This window comes from Herbiconiux sp. (assembly GCF_023264855.1).
GTDB lineage: Bacteria > Actinomycetota > Actinomycetes > Actinomycetales > Microbacteriaceae > Herbiconiux.
Map to the genome: position 1 here is coordinate 53,259 of NZ_JAHFUW010000001.1, position 18,265 is coordinate 71,523.

At 67.9% G+C, this 18,265-nt stretch carries 16 protein-coding genes; 8 read left to right on the forward strand and 8 right to left on the reverse strand.

Annotation, left to right across the window (positions count from 1 at the left end; all coding sequences use genetic code 11):
- Positions 1–31: 31 nt before the first annotated feature.
- The 8 genes from Q0D75_RS00240 to Q0D75_RS00275 all read right to left on the reverse strand — a co-directional run bounded on the left by Q0D75_RS00240 (position 32) and on the right by Q0D75_RS00275 (position 9,893).
- Positions 32–1,324, reverse strand: coding sequence for a thymidine phosphorylase (locus Q0D75_RS00240; protein ID WP_291047975.1), 1,293 nt, complete (start codon positions 1,322–1,324; stop codon positions 32–34).
- A gap of 35 nt (positions 1,325–1,359) precedes the next feature.
- Complete coding sequence (locus Q0D75_RS00245; RefSeq protein ID WP_291047977.1) at positions 1,360–1,782, reverse strand: cytidine deaminase; 423 nt, start codon at positions 1,780–1,782, stop codon at positions 1,360–1,362.
- 9 nt (positions 1,783–1,791) lie between these two features.
- Entirely contained in the window at positions 1,792–3,126 is a 1,335-nt protein-coding gene (locus Q0D75_RS00250) for an ABC transporter permease (protein ID WP_291047979.1), read from the reverse strand.
- Entirely contained in the window at positions 3,123–4,424 is a 1,302-nt protein-coding gene (locus Q0D75_RS00255) for an ABC transporter permease (RefSeq protein WP_291047981.1), read from the reverse strand. The genes Q0D75_RS00250 and Q0D75_RS00255 overlap by 4 nt, the downstream gene beginning before the upstream one ends.
- On the reverse strand, positions 4,421–5,980 hold the full coding sequence (locus Q0D75_RS00260; RefSeq protein ID WP_291047983.1) for an ABC transporter ATP-binding protein: 1,560 nt from the start codon (positions 5,978–5,980) through the stop codon (positions 4,421–4,423). Before Q0D75_RS00260 ends, Q0D75_RS00255 begins: the two co-directional genes overlap by 4 nt.
- A gap of 136 nt (positions 5,981–6,116) precedes the next feature.
- Positions 6,117–7,199: a BMP family ABC transporter substrate-binding protein gene (locus Q0D75_RS00265; protein WP_291047985.1), complete on the reverse strand. Its 1,083-nt coding sequence runs from the start codon at positions 7,197–7,199 to the stop codon at positions 6,117–6,119.
- Positions 7,200–7,427: 228 nt separating this feature from the next.
- Complete coding sequence (locus Q0D75_RS00270; protein WP_291047987.1) at positions 7,428–8,498, reverse strand: BMP family ABC transporter substrate-binding protein; 1,071 nt, start codon at positions 8,496–8,498, stop codon at positions 7,428–7,430.
- A gap of 273 nt (positions 8,499–8,771) precedes the next feature.
- Positions 8,772–9,893, reverse strand: a complete 1,122-nt coding sequence (locus Q0D75_RS00275) for a mannose-1-phosphate guanylyltransferase (RefSeq protein WP_291047990.1) — start codon at positions 9,891–9,893, stop codon at positions 8,772–8,774.
- Positions 9,894–10,079: 186 nt separating this feature from the next.
- Between Q0D75_RS00275 and Q0D75_RS00280 the strand changes: the two genes are divergently transcribed.
- The 8 genes from Q0D75_RS00280 (at position 10,080) to Q0D75_RS00315 (ending at position 18,250) form a co-directional block, all read left to right on the forward strand.
- On the forward strand, positions 10,080–11,243 hold the full coding sequence (locus Q0D75_RS00280) for a glycosyltransferase family 1 protein (RefSeq protein ID WP_291047992.1): 1,164 nt from the start codon (positions 10,080–10,082) through the stop codon (positions 11,241–11,243).
- A gap of 197 nt (positions 11,244–11,440) precedes the next feature.
- Entirely contained in the window at positions 11,441–11,854 is a 414-nt protein-coding gene (gene sdhC, locus Q0D75_RS00285; RefSeq protein WP_291047995.1) for a succinate dehydrogenase, cytochrome b556 subunit, read from the forward strand.
- The gene (locus tag Q0D75_RS00290; RefSeq protein WP_291047997.1) at positions 11,854–12,306 is read left to right on the forward strand and encodes a succinate dehydrogenase hydrophobic membrane anchor subunit; all 453 of its coding nucleotides are present in this window, start codon (positions 11,854–11,856) and stop codon (positions 12,304–12,306) included. Before sdhC ends, Q0D75_RS00290 begins: the two co-directional genes overlap by 1 nt.
- A gap of 15 nt (positions 12,307–12,321) precedes the next feature.
- Entirely contained in the window at positions 12,322–14,133 is a 1,812-nt protein-coding gene (sdhA, locus tag Q0D75_RS00295; RefSeq protein ID WP_291047999.1) for a succinate dehydrogenase flavoprotein subunit, read from the forward strand.
- Positions 14,133–14,900 (forward strand): succinate dehydrogenase iron-sulfur subunit, encoded by a 768-nt coding sequence (locus Q0D75_RS00300; RefSeq protein WP_291048001.1) that lies wholly within the window; start codon positions 14,133–14,135, stop codon positions 14,898–14,900. The genes sdhA and Q0D75_RS00300 overlap by 1 nt, the downstream gene beginning before the upstream one ends.
- Before the next feature lie 48 nt (positions 14,901–14,948).
- A complete protein-coding gene (locus tag Q0D75_RS00305) occupies positions 14,949–15,953 on the forward strand; it encodes a type IV toxin-antitoxin system AbiEi family antitoxin domain-containing protein (protein WP_291048003.1) in 1,005 nt (334 codons plus the stop codon).
- Between the two features lie 154 nt (positions 15,954–16,107).
- Positions 16,108–17,337, forward strand: a complete 1,230-nt coding sequence (locus Q0D75_RS00310) for a YhjD/YihY/BrkB family envelope integrity protein (protein ID WP_291048005.1) — start codon at positions 16,108–16,110, stop codon at positions 17,335–17,337.
- Between the two features lie 76 nt (positions 17,338–17,413).
- Positions 17,414–18,250 (forward strand): exodeoxyribonuclease III, encoded by an 837-nt coding sequence (locus Q0D75_RS00315; protein WP_291048008.1) that lies wholly within the window; start codon positions 17,414–17,416, stop codon positions 18,248–18,250.
- Positions 18,251–18,265 lie beyond the last annotated feature (15 nt).

Sequence of the window (18,265 nt, forward strand, 5' to 3'; positions counted from 1 at the left end):
GCTCCCCCCACTTCCTGCCACCCTTCGCGGGTCAGGAGATGCGTTCGGCCACCAGGGGGGCCTGGGCGACGTAGTCGGCGGCAACGCCGATGGCGTAGGCGCCCTCGAGCGACTCGAGCGCGCGCTCGAAGCGCGCGGGCTCGTCGCCCGACAGGGTGAACAGGGGCTGGCCTTCCACCACGGTGTCGCCGGGCTTCGCAAGCAGGTCGATGCCCGCCGCGTGCTGCACGGCGTCGGTCGCACGGGCCCGGCCGGCGCCGAGGCGCCAGGCCGCGATGCCGAAGGCGAGTGCGTCCTGACGCAGCAGCACGCCCGACGAGGGGGCGAGCACCGTATGCGTCTCGCGCGCCACCGGCAGCGCAGCCTCCGGGTCGCCGCCCTGGGCCCGGATGACGCGGTTCCAGCTGTCCATCGCGCGTCCGTCTTTCAGCGCCTCCGCCACATCGGCGTCGGGTTGGCCGGCCAGCCGCAGCATCTCCTGGGCGAGCGCGATCGTCAGTTCGACGACATCCGCCGGCCCACCGCCGGCGAGCACCTCCACCGACTCCCGCACCTCGTTGGCGTTGCCGATCGCGAGTCCCAGAGGCACGTTCATGTTCGTCAGCAGCGCGGTCGTCTGCACGCCGGCGTCGTTGCCGAGGTCGACCATGGTCTGAGCGAGCTCGCGTGAGAGATCGATGTCCTGCATGAAGGCGCCCGAGCCGAATTTCACGTCGAGCACCAGCGAATCGGTGCCCTCGGCGATCTTCTTCGACATGATCGACGAGGCGATCAGCGGGATGGCCTCCACCGTGCCGGTGATGTCGCGCAGGGCGTAAAGCTTCTTGTCGGCCGGCGCGAGGCCCGATCCGGCCGCGCAGATCACCCCGCCCACGGTGCGCAGCTGCTCGAACATCTCCTCGTTCGACAGCGACGCGCGCCAGCCCGGGATCGACTCCAGCTTGTCGAGCGTGCCGCCCGTGTGCCCGAGTCCGCGACCCGAGAGCTGCGGCACGGCCACACCGAACGACGCCACCAGCGGCATCAACGGCAGGGTGATCTTGTCGCCCACCCCGCCGGTGGAGTGCTTGTCGACGGTCGGCTTGCCGAGCCCCGAGAAATCCATCCGTTCGCCCGAGGCGATCATCGCCAGCGTCAGATCGCGGATCTCCTGCCGCGCCATCCCGTTCAGCACGATCGCCATCGCCAGCGCCGACATCTGCTCGTCGGCCACGTACCCGCGCGTGTACGCGTCGATCAGCCAGTCGATCTGCGGAGTCGTCAGCGTGCCCTTGTCGCGCTTGGTGCGGATGAGGTCGATGACGTCGAAGTTCTCGGTGGCCATGCGGGTGGTTCCTAACTGTGTATCCGGTGATCGGGCTATTCGGCGTTCGACGACGCCTTGTACTCCACGAGGGTGCGGGGGCCGAAGGCATCCGGGATCACCTCGTCGATCGTCTTGATGCCCGACACCGTCTCCAGCAGCATCCCCTCGGCGGAGTGCTCGAAGAGCAGCTGCCGGCAGCGCCCGCACGGCATCAGCGCGTTGCCGTGACCGTCGACGCAGGTGAAGGCCACGAGCTTGCCACCCCCGGTCATGTGCAGCGACGACACCAGCGCGCACTCGGCGCACAGCGTCAGCCCGTAGGAGGCGTTCTCGACGTTGCAGCCCGAGATCACCCGCCCGTCGTCGACGATCGCGGCCACGCCCACGGGGAACTTGGAGTACGGCACATAGGCCTTCTCCATCGCCTCGAGGGCGGTGGCGCGCAGGGCGTCCCAATCGATGTCAGAAGAACTCATCAAGACCTCCTAGGCACTGACATACGGTTTACCGGCGGCCGCGGGGCCCCTCACCCGCCCGACGAGTCCGGCGACGGCGAAGATGGTCACGACGTACGGCAGCATCAGCAGGAACTCCGACGGCACCGGCGACCCGATCACACCCAGCACGTACTGCATGTTCGTGGCGAACCCGAACAGCAGCGCGGCGAGCGTGGCCCGGATCGGGTCCCACCGCCCGAAGATCACCGCAGCCAGGGCGATATAACCCGCACCGGCCGTCATCTCCTTCTGGAACGATCCCACCGAGCCGAGCGTGAAGTACGCCCCACCGAGACCGGCGATCGCACCCGCGAGCGACACGTTCCAGAACCGGGTCAGGTTCACTTTGATGCCCACGGTGTCGGCGGCTTGCGGATGCTCGCCCACGGCCCGCACGCGCAGACCCCACTTGGTCTTGAACAGGGCGAAGAACACCACGGCCACCGCGATGTACATCAGGTACACGATCAGCGTCTGCCGGAACAGCGTGGGCCCGATGATCGGGATCTCCGAGAGCAGCGGGATCGGCACCGCCTGGAACCGCGGCGGCGAGTTCAGCAGCGTGGGGTCGGCGGTCAGCACCTGCGAGTACAGGAACGAGGTCAGCCCGGTGACGAGCACGTTCAGCACCACACCGACGATGACCTGGTCGACGAGGTACTTGATCGAGAACGCGGCGAGCACGAACGACACCAGGGTGCCGGCGATGACGGCGCCGACCAGTCCCACATAGGGATTGCCCGTGACGGAGGCGACGACCGCGGAGACGAAGGCGCCGGCGAGCAGCTGCCCCTCGATCGCGACGTTGACCACGCCGACCCGCTCCGAGATCACGCCTCCCAGAGCACCGAAGATCAGCGGCACCGACAGCGAGACCGTGCCGATCAGCAGGCCCGGGATCGGAATCGTCTGACCGGCCGAGGCCCAGGTCAGGAAGCCGATCAGGAAGATCACCGCGAACACGGCCATCACCCACAGCCGCACCTTGCGCGACGAGGCCACGAGCCAGGCCGAGTACACGGCCAGCAGCACGAGCAGGACCGCCACGACGACGCCAGTGGGGCGCGTCGGCAGCACCACGGCGGGCAGCTGGATCAGGTCGACGTCGGTCGACAGCCGGAACGTCGAATCGCCGTCGCGGCCGAACACCACGAACAGGATGATCGACACCAGCGCGAAGATGCCGAACGCGATCGGCGCCTTCCAGCTCTTCACCAGCACCACGGCCGGAGCCGAGGGAGCGGAGTCGGGGTGGTTGTGCTCGGTGGGCGGCACACCGCCACCGGGGGCGAGGTTGCTTCGGGTGGGGACGGACTCGCTCATTTCGCGATCACCGCTTCCTGCGTCGGCGCGATGGGCGTTTTGCGCGCCTTGGGCTTCTTGGGTTTCGACGGATCCGGCAGCCGGAACACGGTGCGGATCAGCGGCGGTGCCGCGATGAACAGCACGATCAGCGACTGCACGACGAGCACGATGTCGATCGGGATGCCCTGCGAGGCCTGCATCGCGAATCCGCCGGCCTTGAACGCGCCGAACAGGATGCCGGCGACGAAGATTCCCCACGGCTTGGACCGGCCGAGCAGCGCCACGGTGATCGCATCGAACCCGATTCCCGCATCCAGCCCCGAGCTGAAGCCCGACGACAGCGGGCCGAGCACCTGCGAGACACCCGCGAGGCCCACCAGGGCGCCGGAGATGACCATGGCGTAGACGTACATGTTCTTCACGTTGATGCCGGCGACCCGGGCCGCGTTGGGGTTGATGCCCACCGCGCGGAACTTGAAGCCCAGGGCGGAGCGGTTCAGCAGCCACCACACGAAGAACGTCGCGGCGATCACCAGGATGAACCCGAAGTTCAGGTTGAACTGCGGCCCCAGGATCTGCGGGAACACGGCCGAGGCGTCCAGCGGCGGCGACTTCGGGTTGTTCGACCCCGGCGCCTGCAGGATGGGCGTGCGCAGCAGGTAGGAGATCAGGTAGAACGCCACGTAGTTGAGCATGATCGTGACGATCACCTCGTGCGCGCCGGTACGGGCCTTCAGCAGACCCGCCAGACCGCCCCAGATACCGCCGCCGATCAGGCCCGCGAGCACGGCGACGACCATGTGCAGACCGGGCGGGAGGTGGAAGGTGAACGCCACCCAGCCGGCGCAGGCCGCGGCGATCAGCATCTGGCCGCGGCCACCGATGTTGAACATGCCCACCCGGAACGCCAGTCCCACACCCAGGCCCGCGGTGATCAGCGGAGTAGCGAAGGTGAGCGTCTCGGTGATCGGCTTGATCTGCTGGATGAAGTCGTCGCGCTTGGGGTTGAAGATCGCCCCCTGGAACAGCGAGACGTAGGCGCCGGAGACGGCCTTCCAGATCTCGGCGAAGGTGTCGCCGGGCCGGGCGAAGAAGTACACCGAGGCCTTCTGCACGTTCTCGTCGGTCACGGCGATCAGGATGCCGCCGACGATCATCGCGAGCACCACGGCGAGGATCGAGATCATCACCGAGCCGCCGATGATCTCGTTGAACGTCTGCCGCCACCGCGACGGCGGCTCCACCGCCGGTGCGGCGGACGGCGCCGGTGATCCGGACGCCCCCGGGGCGGCCGGTGTGATCGTGGTGTCGCTCACGCGATGATTCCTTCCGTGTCGGCGGGGGCGGCCGGATCCGCAGGCAGCACGGCCGGCGGCGGCACCTCCCCGGCCATCATGAGTCCGAGCACGTCGCGGGGCGTGTTGCCCGGCACGATGCCGACGATCGTTCCCCGATACATCACGGCGATCCGGTCGGCGAGCGCGACGACCTCGTCGAGCTCGGTCGACACCACGATCACCGGCACGCCCTCGTCGCGCGTGGCGACGATGCGCTTGTGCACGAACTCGATCGAGCCCACGTCGATACCGCGGGTCGGCTGCGCCGCCACGAACAACCGCAGCGTGCGGCTCAGCTCGCGCGCGAGCACAACTTTCTGCTGGTTACCGCCCGACAGGCGCCCGACCTGGGTCTGGATGCCCTGCGAGCGCACGTCGAACTCCTTCGACTTCTCCTCGGCGAAGGTGTTCAGGTGGGTGAGCTGCAGCGAACCGCGCTTGACGAACGGCTCGCCGTCGGAACGGTCGAGCATCAGGTTCTCGGCGATGGTGAACTCGCCCACCAGGCCGTCCTCCTTGCGGTCTTCGGGCACGAAGCCGACCCCGGCATCCAGCACCTTCCGCACCGACATCCCCCGTAACGAGTGGCCGTCGAGGGTCACCTCGCCGGTGACCCGCTCCTGCAGCCCGAGGAGCGCTTCGGTGAGCTCCGTCTGGCCGTTGCCCTGAACGCCCGCGATCGCGACGATCTCGCCCGCCTTCACGTCGAACGACACGTCGTCGACGACGACCTGGCCGCGCGGATCGATCACCGAGAGGTTCGACACCACCAGAGCGGCCGCCCCCGGGCGAGCCGGCTCCTTCTGCACGGTCAGCTCGACCGCGCGCCCCACCATCAGCGAGGCCAGCTCCGCGTTGGTCGCGGTGGGTGAAGCCTCGCCCACGACCTTACCGAGGCGGATGACGGTGATGCGGTCGGCGACCTCGCGCACCTCCCGCAGTTTGTGCGTGATGAACACGATCGACGTGCCGCTCGCTTTGAGCTGGCGCATGATGCCCATCAGCTCGTCGGTCTCCTGCGGCGTCAGCACCGCGGTCGGCTCGTCGAACACGAGCACCTTCGCATCGCGCGACAGGGCCTTGATGATCTCGACCCGCTGCTGAACACCCACGGGCAGATCTTCGACGAGCGCATCCGGATCGACGTCGAAGCCGAACTGCTCGCTGATCTCGCGCACCCGCTTGCGCGCGGCGCCCAGGTCGAGGCGGCCGGCGAACCCGGTCTGCTCGTGGCCCAGCATCACGTTCTCGGCGACGGTGAACACCGGGATCAGCATGAAGTGCTGGTGCACCATCCCGATTCCCGCGTTCATGGCGTCGCCTGGGCCGGCGAAGTGCTGGACAGCGTCGTCGAGCACGATCTCGCCCTCATCGGCCTGGTAGAGGCCGTACAGCACGTTCATCAGGGTGGACTTGCCGGCGCCGTTCTCGCCCAGAAGGCAGTGGATCTCGCCCGGCTCGACCGTCAGGTCGATGTGGTCGTTCGCGGTGAGGGCACCGAATCGTTTCGTGATGCCCCGGAGTTCGAGCTTCATAGAGTCAATCTACCTACTCCCCGTCATGCTGCCGGTACGTCCGGCAGGGCTGGATACGTCCATTAAGTGAAAGAGGTCGGGGGAACCAGCAGCGCTGGTCCCCCCGACCGATCCGCGTTCCGTGGAACGCGAGGTGTTACGGGGTGCTGGGCGACTCGACCTCGATCGAGCCGTCGATGATGCCGGCCTGGATCTTGTCCAGCTCACCCTGCAGGTCGGGCGAGACCTTCGACTCGAAGTCGTGGAACGGGGCGATGCCCACGCCCTCGTTCTCGAGCGTTCCGACGAACGGGGTCGCGTCGAAGTTGCCCGCGGCGGCGGTGTCGACCACGTCGACCACACCGGCCTTGACGCCCTTCATGACCGAGGTCAGGAAGAGGCTGGACAGGTCGGGAGCGGTCTCGTAGTTGTCCGAGTCGACGCCGATCAGGGCGATCTCCTTGCCGGAGTCCTTGATGGCCTCACCGGCGGAGAGGAAGATCGGTCCACCGACGGGGAGGATGACGTCGGCGCCCTGGTCGATCAGACCCTGGGCCGCGGTCTTGGCCTCGACACCGGCGGCGAAGCCTCCGGTGAACGAACCGGTCTGGCCCGCGACGTCCCAGCCGATGGCCTTGACGTTGGTGCCCTTCTGGGTGTTGTAGTAGTTCACACCGTCGACGTAGCCGTCCATGAAGATGGTGACCGAGGGGATCTGCATGCCGCCGAAGGTGCCGACGGTGCCGGTCTTGGAGTAGCTGGCAGCGGCGTAGCCGGCCAGGAACGCGGCCTGGGCGGTGTCGAAGACGATCGGCTTGACGTTGTCGGCCTCGATCGAGGAGTCGTCGATGATCGAGAACTCGACGTCGGGGTTCGCCTCGGCGGCGGCCTTGGTGGCGTCGGCCAGCAGGAAGCCGACCGAGACGATCAGGTTGCAGTCCTGCGAGATCAGGTTGTCGATGTTCGGGCCGAAGTCGGTGTCGGCCGCCGACTCGACGGTGATGGGCTCGACGCCGAGCTTGTCCGCCGCCTCGGTGAGGCCCTCGAAGCCGGCCTCGTTGAACGACTTGTCATCGAATCCACCGGAGTCCGAGACCATGCAGGGGATGAAGTCGCTCGCGGTGTCGCCGCCGCTGGTGGATGCGGTGTCCGACGGCGCGGATGCGCATCCGGCCAGAAGAGCTGCCACACCCAGGGTGGCGAAGCCGGCCACGCTGGCCCGGCGAAGGTTGATGCTCAAGATGTCCTCCAAGATGCTGCCCTGCAAGGTGCGCAGGGGCTGTGTGGGAGTCCACGTTACCGAATGTGACGCCCCGCGAAAGAGGGGAGGGGGCATAGCGGCGCAAGCGTTACAAAGACGCGATCACGTCGTAATGTGCGCGAAATGTCCACGCCACCCCGGTGAAACGCGCGGGAATCCGCCGCACCCCTTCGCCACGGGCGCCCGGTTGCGGCGCCACCGCACGGATCAGGGTGCGCTCGGCGACTCCACGACGACGGCGCCGGAGACGATCTGCTCCTTCAGCGCATCGATCTCGGCCGACAGCTCGGCCGGAACCGAGGAGGCGAGATCGTGGAAGGGCGCGAGCTCCACGCCGCCGTTCTCGAGGGTGCCGACGAACGGATCGGGCGAGAACGATCCCCCGATGTCGTCGCCGACGATCTGCACCACCGCGTCTCCGGTGTTCTTCATCACGCTCGTCAGCACGATCGGCTGGTACTCGGCCGGCAGCGTCTCGTAGCCGTCGTTGTCGACCCAGATGATCGACACCCCGCCCTTCTCCGCCGCCGCGGAGGCCGCACCCTGGCCCACCTGGCCGGCCACGGGCATGATGATGTCCGCGCCCTGGTCGATGAAGCCCTGGGTCACGGTCTTGCCCTTGTTGATGTCTTCGAAGTCGCCGGTGAACACGCCGTCCTGCGAGGCCTTGTCCCAGCCGAGCACCTGCACGGCGGCGCCGTGAGCCTCGTTGTACTTCGCGACGCCGTCGACGAAGCCGTCCATGAACAGCGTGACGGGCGGCTGGTTGCCGCCGCCGAAGGTGGCCACCTTGCCGGTCTTGGAGACGCCCGCGGCGAGGTACCCCGCGAGGTAGGAGGCCTGGGCGGTGTCGAACAGGATCGGCTTCACGTTCGCAGCGTCGACCGTCTCGTCCACGATCGCGAAGTGCGTGTCGGGATTCTTGCCCGCCTCGTCGAGGGTGGCGTCGGCCAGCTCGTAGCCCACCGTCAGCACGAAACCGCATCCGCTCTGCACGGCCTGCGCCACGTTCGGAGCCAGGTCGGTCTCCCCCGTCGACACGAGCACCTGCGCGTCGATGCCGAACTCCTTCTCGGCCGCCTGCAGCCCCTCCCAGCTGCTTTGGTTGAACGACCGGTCGTCGAGCCCACCCGAGTTCGTCACCATCCGAGCGCAGTAGTCGCTGGCGGAGTCGCTGGCAGCCCCGGTAGACCGCGGCGGCGCGTCAGCGCACCCGCTCAGCGCCACCACCAGTGCAGCAACGACGACCCCGGATGCGACAGCGACACGACTTCTCATAGGAGAAGTCTAGGGACAGGGGTAGTCACGGTGGCGGTTGTTCGTGGGTGACCTGTCCTGCTGTGCTAGCTGCCGGTCGCGCCGGGCTTCGCTCGGCGTGACCGGGCGGCGCCGGTCCCTGCCCGGCGCCGCGCGACATGTGAGCGCGCGGTCGACGGGCGCGGGCTTCGCTCGCACCCGTCGGCCACACGCTCACCTTGGGGCGTCGAGTACGGCCTGAGACTTCGGGGCCTCGACCTCTGTTGCTGCCTGAAGCTGCTGGTGCCTTCGGGTTTAGAGGACGTCGCCGCTACCACCGGCCCGCAGGGCGTCGACGACCGACTTGACGCGCTGGGCGTGCTCGCTGGTGGTCACCAGGAGCGCGTCGGGGGTGTCGACCACGACGATGTCGCGGACGCCGATCAGGCTGATCACGCGCTTGGACTGCGAGACCACGATGCCGCTGGAGGAGTCCGAGAGCACGCGGGCGTTCTGGCCCAGGATGGCGAGCTCGCTGCCCCGTCCCGAGCTGTGCAGCTTGGCGATGGAGGCGAAGTCGCCCACGTCGTCCCAGTCGAAGTCGCCCGGGATGACGGCGAGGATGCCGGCGGCCGCGGCCGGCTCGGCGACCGAGTAGTCGATCGCGATCTTCTTCAGCGTCGGCCAGACGCGGTCGACGACCTCGCCGCGCTTGGGGGTGTCCCAGGCTTCCGCCAGTTCGAGCAGGCCGGCCAGCAGTTCGGGCTCGGTCTTGCCGAGCTGCTCGAGCAGCTTGTCGGCGCGGGTGATGAACATGCCCGCGTTCCAGAGGTACTTGCCCGACTTGAGGTAGCGGCGGGCGGTGGCCAGGTCGGGCTTCTCGACGAAGTTGTCGACCTTCAGGGCGCTGGCGGCATCCTCGATGCCGAGCGGCTTGCTGGTGTGGATGTAGCCGAAGCCCACCGCGGCATCCGTCGGGGTGATTCCGATCGTGGCGATGTAGCCGGCGTCGGCCACCACGACCGCCTGCTTCACGGCGGCGCGGAAGCGGTCGGGGTTGGTGATGACGTGGTCGGCGGCGAACGAGCCGATGATCGCGCCGGGCTCGCGGCGCTCCAGGATGGCGGCGGCCAGCCCGATGGCGGCGGTCGAGTCGCGCGGCTCGCTCTCCAGAACCACGTTGTGATCCTGCAGATCGGGCAGCTGCTCCTCGACGGCGGCGCGGTGAGCACGGCCGGTCACGACCATGATCCGCTGCTCGCCCGCGAGCGGGGCGAGGCGGTCCCAGGTGTCGCGCAGCAGACTCTGGCCCGATCCGCTCAGATCGTGCAGGAACTTCGGCGCATCCGCACGCGACAGCGGCCACAGCCGCGAACCGATCCCCCCGGCGGGGATCACGTTGTAGAGCCGCTCGAGCGGCGAAGAAGTCGAAGTCATGGGCGACAGCCTAACGGGCGCGAAAACGAGACCCTGAGTCCCGAGACGCCGAGCCCGCGCGCGGGGCATCCGCTCGTCGGACGCCGCTCATCCGCCGGTCACCTGCGGGCCACCGTCAGGCCACCCCGCCTTCCTAGCCTGAGGGCGTGGCCGGATGCGGTCAGCCGACGAACACGGAGGCACCTCATGCGAGTAGCCGTTGTCAGCGAGAGTTTTCTTCCCACCGTGAATGGCGTCACGGGCAGTGTCTGCAAGGTGCTCGACCACCTCGCCGACAACGGCCACGAGGCCATCGTGATCGCCCCCGCCGCCGGTTCACCGGCGAGTTACCGGGGGTTTCCCGTCTACCAGGTTCCGGCCGTCGCGTACCGCCAGTTCCCGGTGGGGATCCCGAACGCGCAGGTCGCGCGCCTGCTGGCCCGCTTCCAGCCCGACGTGCTGCACGCCGCCTCCCCCTTCCTGTTGGGAGCGCAGGCGATTGCGGCCGCCAACCGGCTCGGTGTGCCCTCGGTGGCCATCTTCCAGACGGATGTCGCGGGGTACGCCCGCCGCAACCGCCTCGGTTCGGCGTCGAAGTTCGCCTGGCGCTTCGTGCGCTGGATCCACGACGGCGCCGACCTCACGCTCGTGCCCTCCAGCGCCTCGCAGCACGACCTCGAGACCGCCGGCGTGCAGCGGATCGCCCGCTGGGGCCGCGGCGTCGACCTCGAGCGCTACCACCCGAACCACCGCGCCCGGCCCACGGCGCAGGCGCTGCACGCGCTGCTGTCGCAGAACGGCCGCGACGCGGTCGTGGGCTACGTCGGCCGCGTCGCGCCGGAGAAAGGGCTGGAACGCCTGGCCGCACTGCGCGGGATGAGGGGGATGCAGCTCGCGATCGTGGGCGACGGGCCGAGCGACGACAGCATCCGGAACCAGCTGCGCGGCATGCCGGCGACCTTTCTCGGGCGCCTGTCGGGCCGCGAGCTGGCCGATGCCTACGCCGCCTTCGACGTGTTCGTGCACACCGGAACCGAGGAGACCTTCGGCCAGACGCTGCAGGAGGCGCACGCCGCCGGGCTCCCGGTGATCGCCCCCGCAGCCGGCGGCCCGATCGACCTGGTGCGCCACGGCGAGAACGGCTACCTCTTCGACCCGGCCGACGCCGACGACTTCCGGATGCGCGTCGGCTCGCTGGTGGGTGATCCCGCCCTGCGACGGCGGATGGGCGAGGCCGGGCGCCGCACGGTGATCGGAACCTCGTGGGACTCGGTGTGCGAGGAGCTGATGGCCCACTACCGCTCGGTGATCACCCGCCGGCCCGCACGCGCCATGCCTGCAAAGCGCACTCCGGCCGGCTCACACGCCTGAATACAGGAGGGTATTCAGTGGCCGTCTCGCCCTGTTATCACGCGGCATCCGCGCCATCCAGGGCCTGTATACAACTTAGGTAGGCCTTACAAGCCATTCCGCACTTCTCGGCGTAGACTCACAGAGGTCGTCGACCGAGTTCTCGCCATTCGCGCGAGGGCGGGCGCGGCCTCGACTGAAGCCAAGGAGGGTTGTTCATGCCTGAGAATTCGGCAGGGACGATGACGCCGAGGCGGCCAGCAGGCACTCTCTACCGCGGCCGTGAAGGCATGTGGTCGTGGGTGCTGCACCGCATCACGGGCGTAGCGATTTTCTTCTTCCTACTCGTGCACGTGCTCGACAGTTCGATGGTGGCTGTCGCACCGGGCGCGTACAACGCGGTGATCGACACCTACAAGAACCCCCTGATGGGCCTCGGTGAGACCGCGCTGGTCGCCGCCATCGTGTTCCACGCCTTCAACGGCATCCGGATCATCCTGATCGATCTGTGGAGCAAGGGCACCAAGTACCAGCGCGTCATGTTCTACGTGGTGATCGGTCTCTGGGTGGTGGCGATGCTCGGCTTCGCCCCGCGCCACCTGATCAACGTCTTCAGCGAGATGGGGCACTGATGTCGACGACGATCCAGAGCCCTCGCGCCCCGTTCTCCGTTCCCCGCAAGCGCGGCGTGAACTGGGAGAAGTGGGGCTGGATCTACATGCGCGCCTCGGGCGTCGTGCTGATCATCCTCATCTTCGGCCACCTCATCGTGAACCTGCTTCTGGGCGATGGCATCAAGAGCATCGACTTCGCCTTCGTCGCCGGCAAGTGGGCGAGCCCGTTCTGGCAGGTCTGGGACCTGCTGATGCTGTGGCTGGCCTTCATCCACGGCGGCAACGGCATGCGCACCATCGTGAACGACTACGCCACGAAGCCTCTGACGCGCAAGATCCTGCTCGGCGCCATCCTCGTCTCGGTCGTGGCCGAGATCGTGCTCGGCACCGTCGTGATCTTCGCGTTCGACCCGTGCCCCGCGGGCGGCCCGGCAGATCTGCTGCCGTCGTTCTGCCCCGTCAACCAGTAGTTCCCTAGCAACGACGTGAGTGAATCCGTGACCCAGTTCGAAGACGGCGCCGTGATCGACGGCGTGACCTACCACCAGTTCGACATCGTGATCGTGGGCGCCGGCGGCGCAGGGATGCGCGCGGCGATCGAGGCGGGGCCCAAGGCGAAGACCGCGGTCATCTCCAAGCTCTACCCCACCCGCTCGCACACCGGTGCGGCGCAGGGCGGCATGGCGGCGGCGCTCGCCAACGTCGAGGAAGACAACTGGGAGTGGCACACCTTCGACACCGTCAAGGGCGGTGACTACCTGGTCGATCAGGATGCCGCCGAGATCCTGGCGAAAGAGGCCATCGACGCGGTCATCGACCTCGAGAACATGGGTCTGCCGTTCAACCGCACCCCCGAGGGCAAGATCGACCAGCGCCGGTTCGGCGGTCACACCCGCGACCACGGCAAGGCGCCCGTGCGCCGGGCCTGCTACGCGGCCGACCGCACCGGCCACATGATCCTGCAGACGCTGTTCCAGAACTGCGTGCGCCTGGGCATCAACTTCTACAACGAGTTCTACGTGCTCGACCTCGTGATGACGAACGTCGACGGCGTCGACAAGCCGTCCGGCGTGGTGGCCTATGAGCTCGCCACCGGCGCCATCCACGTCTTCCAGGCGAAGGCGGTCATCTTCGCCACCGGCGGCTTCGGCAAGATCTACAAAACCACCTCCAACGCCCACACCCTGACGGGCGACGGCGTCGGCATCATCTGGCGCAAGGGCCTGCCGCTGGAAGACATGGAGTTCTTCCAGTTCCACCCCACGGGCCTGGCCGGCCTCGGCATCCTGCTCACCGAGGGAGCGCGAGGCGAGGGAGCGATCCTTCGCAACGCCTCCGGTGAGCGCTTCATGGAGCGCTACGCCCCCACCATCAAAGACCTGGCACCCCGCGATATCGTCGCCCGCTGCATGGTGCAAGAGGTGCAGGAGGGCCGCGGCGCCGGGCCGCACAAAGACTACGTGCTGCTCGACTGCACGCACCTCGGCGCCGAGGTGCTCGAGACGAAGCTCCCCGACATCACCGAGTTCGCGCGCACGTACCTGGGCGTCGACCCGGTGGTCGAGCCGGTGCCCGTGATGCCCACGGCCCACTACGCGATGGGCGGCATCCCCACGAACATCAAGGCCGAGGTGCTCTCCGACAACGACACCGTGGTGCCGGGCCTCTACGCCGCCGGCGAGTGCGCGTGCGTCTCGGTGCACGGCTCCAACCGTCTCGGCACCAACTCGTTGCTCGACATCAACGTGTTCGGCAAGCGCAGCGGCAACAACGCCGCCGAGTACGTGCAGACGGTCGACTTCACGCCGCTGCCTCCCGACCCGGCCGCTGCGATCATCTCCCTCGTCGCCTCGCTCCGCGACTCCACCGGAACCGAGCGCATCTCGGCCATCCGCAAGGAGCTGCAAGACGAGATGGACAAGAACGCGCAGGTGTTCCGCACCGACGAGTCGCTGGCATCCGTCACCGCCACGATCCACCGGCTGCGCGACCGCTACCGCAACATCCAGGTGCAGGACAAGGGCAAGCGGTTCAACACCGACCTGCTCGAGGCCATCGAGCTGGGCTTCCTGCTCGACCTGGCCGAGGTCGTCGTCTTCTCGGCGCGCAACCGCCAGGAGAGCCGCGGTGGGCACATGCGCGACGACTTCCCCAAGCGCGACGACGACACCTACATGAAGCACACGATGGCGTATCTCTCCGGAGACCCGCATTCCAGCGACGCCGCCGACCACATCCGACTCGATTGGAAGCCCGTGGTCATCACGCGCTACCAGCCGATGGAGAGGAAGTACTGATGACCCTCCTAGCCGACGCCCCCGCTTCCGGTCCCGCCCCCGAGGCGCCGATCGAGGCCTTCACGGTCACGCTCATCATCCGCCGCTTCGACCCCGACGTCGACGACGAGCCGCGCTGGCAGGACTTCGACGTGCAGATGTACGCGACCGACCGCATCCTCGACGCCCTGCACAAGATCAAGTGGGAGCAGGACGGCTCGCTCACGTTCCGCCGCTCGTGCGCGCACGGCATCTGCGGCTCGGATGCGATGCGCATCAACGGCCGCAACCGCCTGGCCTGCAAGACGCTGATCAAAGACCTCGACATCACCAAGCCGATCTACGTGGAGGCCATCAAGGGCCTGCCGCTGGAGAAGGACTTGGTGGTCGACATGGACCCGTTCTTCGAGTCGTTCCGCGAGGTGCAGCCGTTCCTGCAGTCGAACACCGCGCCGCCGAAAGACAAGGAGCGCATCCAGTCGGTCGCCGACCGCGCGCGCTTCGACGACACCACCAAGTGCATCCTCTGCGCCGCGTGCACCTCGTCGTGCCCCGTGTTCTGGACCGACGGGCAGTACTTCGGCCCCGCCGCGATCGTGAACGCGCACCGCTTCATCTTCGATTCGCGCGACGAGGCGGCCCAGACCCGCCTCGACATCCTCAACGACAAAGAAGGCGTGTGGCGCTGCCGCACCACCTTCAACTGCACCGACGCCTGCCCCCGCGGCATCCAGGTCACGCAGGCCATCGCCGAGGTCAAGCAGGCCATCATGCGAGGCAAGCCCTAGCCGTTTCGCTCCTCACGCGCCGTCCGAATGGATGGAGCCTCGTCCCAGGTGCGGACAGAGGCTCCATCCATTCGCGTATACGGGCCGTTTCTCCAGCCATTCGACGCGTGCCGACACGCGACATGGGTTCTGCACAATCTGACGGGCGCAGAAGTTGTGCACAGATGCTGCGGATGGCTCACCCGAGGCCGCCCGCAGGCGCACGCTCGGCACATGAACCATTCGTCTTTGCCCGAAGTCGCTTCCACGGCGATGCTGCGTCGGCTCGGCGTCAGCGCGCCCGAGCTCAGACAGTGGGAACGTGACGGCACGGTGCAGCGGATACGGCGCGGCTACTACGCCAGACCGGATGCGCGCACGCCGGTCGTGCGTGCCGTGCGGCTGGGCGGCCGGCTCACGTCCTACCCGGCGCTCGAGGCCCACGGAGCCTGGTGTCCGCCCGATGATGACCGACTGCACGTCGCCGTCAACGCTCACGCGAGGCTGCTGCGCGATCCGGATACGGCGGAGTTCTTCCGGCCGAGAAGCGATGTGGTTCTGCATTGGAAAGATGTCCCGCCCCCTCGGAGCGGGCAGATCACCGGGCTCTCTCTTCTGCCGACAGCTATCCGTCACCTGCCGGCAGATCTCGACCACGCCCATCTCGTCGCCGTTCTCGATTCTGCGGTGCGCGCCCGCTCGACGACGACCGCCCAGCTCGCTGCCGGCTTCGGGGGCACGCCGCGCCTTCTCCGGGTGATGAGACTGATCGACCCCTCGGCCGAATCCGGCACCGAGTCGATCGCGCGCGTTCGGATGCTCGAAGCAGGCATCGAACCCCGATGCCAGGCGAAGATCGGGCGGTGGCGGGTCGATTTCCTGATCAGCCGACGCGTCGTCGTCGAGGTCGACGGCCGCGAGTTCCACGACGACGAGTCCACCTTCACACGCGATCGTCGTAAAGCGGCCGAACTCACCGCACTCGGCCTCCATGTGCTGCACTTCAGCTACGCCCAAGTGCTCTACGACTGGCCCACCTGCCTCGCCGCCATCCGGCGAGCCCTGCTGCTCTGACCACCCGCCGTGCCGCCGACCCCGACCGAACGGATGGAAGCTATGACCAGACGCGGACTCAGGCTCCATCCGTTGCGCAATGGAGCGGAAGACTCCAGCCGTTCGGGACGACGGCGTGCGAGCGCGGCACCAGCGGTCGTGTCAGGCTTGCCGTATGAGCGAGGAGCGCGGCACACCGCAGAAGAACACGGCGGGCGACCCGGCGGGGGGTACCGCCGTGAAGGACGACAAGGCGACCACGAAGGTGGACTCGGGAAGGCCGGCGGCGGTCGAGATCGAGAAGAAGGACGAGGGTCCCCAGAAGCCCCAGAGCGGCATCGCGAAGCTCATCGCCTGGGTGATGGCCCTGCGGCCGGTGCGGGTCTTCCTGCGGTTCGGAGCGAGCGGCGGCGAGATCATGGCCTCGGGGATGTCGTTCCAGGCGGTGTTCGCCATCTTCGCGGGCATCTGGGTCGGGTTCTCGATCTTCGGCATCGTGCTCGCCGGCAATCCAGACCTGATGGATGCCGTGGTCGCGCAGTTGAGCAACGCGATCCCGGGGCTGATCGGCGAGGGTGGCGCGATCGACCCCGAAGCACTCTCGCAAGCCCGCATCCTCGGCTGGACCGGCGCGATCGCCCTGGTGGGCCTGGTGCTGACCGCGATCGGCTGGCTCGCCTCGACACGCGACTCCATTCGCCGCCTGTTCAAGCTCGACCCGCCCACCACCAATCCGGTGCTGCTGAAGGTCAAGGACTTCGGTCTTGCGCTCGGCTTCGCGGTCGCGATCGTGCTCTCCTCCGCGGTGAGCCTGGTCAGCAATCAGGGACTCGGGATCGTCTTCGATCTGCTCGGCATCGACAACCAGTCGCCGTTCGCGCTGGTCATGGCCTGGCTCCTGGGTGTGCTGGTGGTGTTCGCCTTCGACAGCTTCGTGCTCGGGATCGCGTTCCGGGTGCTCTCCGGCGTCAAGATCCCGAGACGTCGACTGATCGCCGGCGCCGCGATCGGAGGCGCGGCCCTCGGTGTGCTGAAGATCCTCGGCTCCCAGTTGCTCGGCGGTGCCACCTCGAACCCGCTGCTGGCCTCCTTCGCGGTGATCATCGGCATCATGATCTTCCTCAACCTGGTATGCCGCGTCATCCTGATCTCGGCCACCTGGATCGCCGTGGGCATGGACGATGCCGGGATCGACGCCCGCGCCCTGAGTCCCGAGCAGCAGCAGGCCGAGCGAGAGCGTTCCGTCGCGGAGGCACGCGACGTGCTCATCTCCGCGGAACGGCAACGCCTGCAGGAGCAGCTCGCCACGGAGCACGGCCTGCGCCGCCGCCGGGTGCGCAAGCAGCTCGAGAAGCTCGACGAACTCGACGAGGCCGACCAGCTGAAGCTCTCCAAGCGCCGCTGAGCAGAGGCCGCAGGGCCGATGCGGCTGAACGCGGACGGCCACGGCCGGTGTCCGGGGTCGCCGCTACAGTAGAAACATGCCTTCGAAGCCCCTCAGAATCGCCTCCGTGAACGTGAACGGCATCCGCGCCGCCTACCGCAAGGGGATGGGCGACTGGCTCGAGGCACGCGACGTCGACATCCTCGCCATCCAAGAGGTGCGGGCGCAGACCGAAGACGTCGAGGGCCTGCTCGGGCCCGACTGGAACATCCTGCACGACGCCGCCACGGCGAAGGGCCGGGCCGGTGTGGCCCTCGCCAGCCGCGACCGCGCGAGCATCCACCGGGTCTCCTTCGGTGCCGACGACTTCGACAGCGCCGGCCGCTGGCTCGAGGCCGACTACGAGTGGGGCGACAAGATCGTGACCGTGGTCTCCACCTACGTGCACTCCGGTGAAGACGGCACCCCCAAGCAGGTCGAGAAGTACAAGTTCCTCGACGCCATGATCGAGCGTCTGCCCGCGCTCCAGGCGCACAACCCCCTCTCCGTGGTGATGGGCGACCTCAACGTGGGGCACCGCAAGCTCGACATCAAGAACTGGCGCGGCAACCAGAAGAAGGCCGGCTTCCTGCCGCAGGAGCGCGCCTACTTCGACCGCTTCGTGGGCGCCGAAGAAGACCCCGGATACAACACCGGCGCCGGCTTCGGCTGGGTCGACCTCGGCCGCCGCTTCGCCGGCGAGGTCGAAGGGCCCTACACCTGGTGGTCGCAGCGCGGGCGCGCCTTCGACACCGACACCGGCTGGCGCATCGACTACCAGCTCGCCGCACCCGACCTCGCGGCCGCAGCGACGAGCTACACCGTCGACCGCGCCGAGACGCACGACACCCGCTGGAGCGACCACGCTCCCGTCGTCGTCGATTACGACCTTTGAGCTGACCACCAGCAC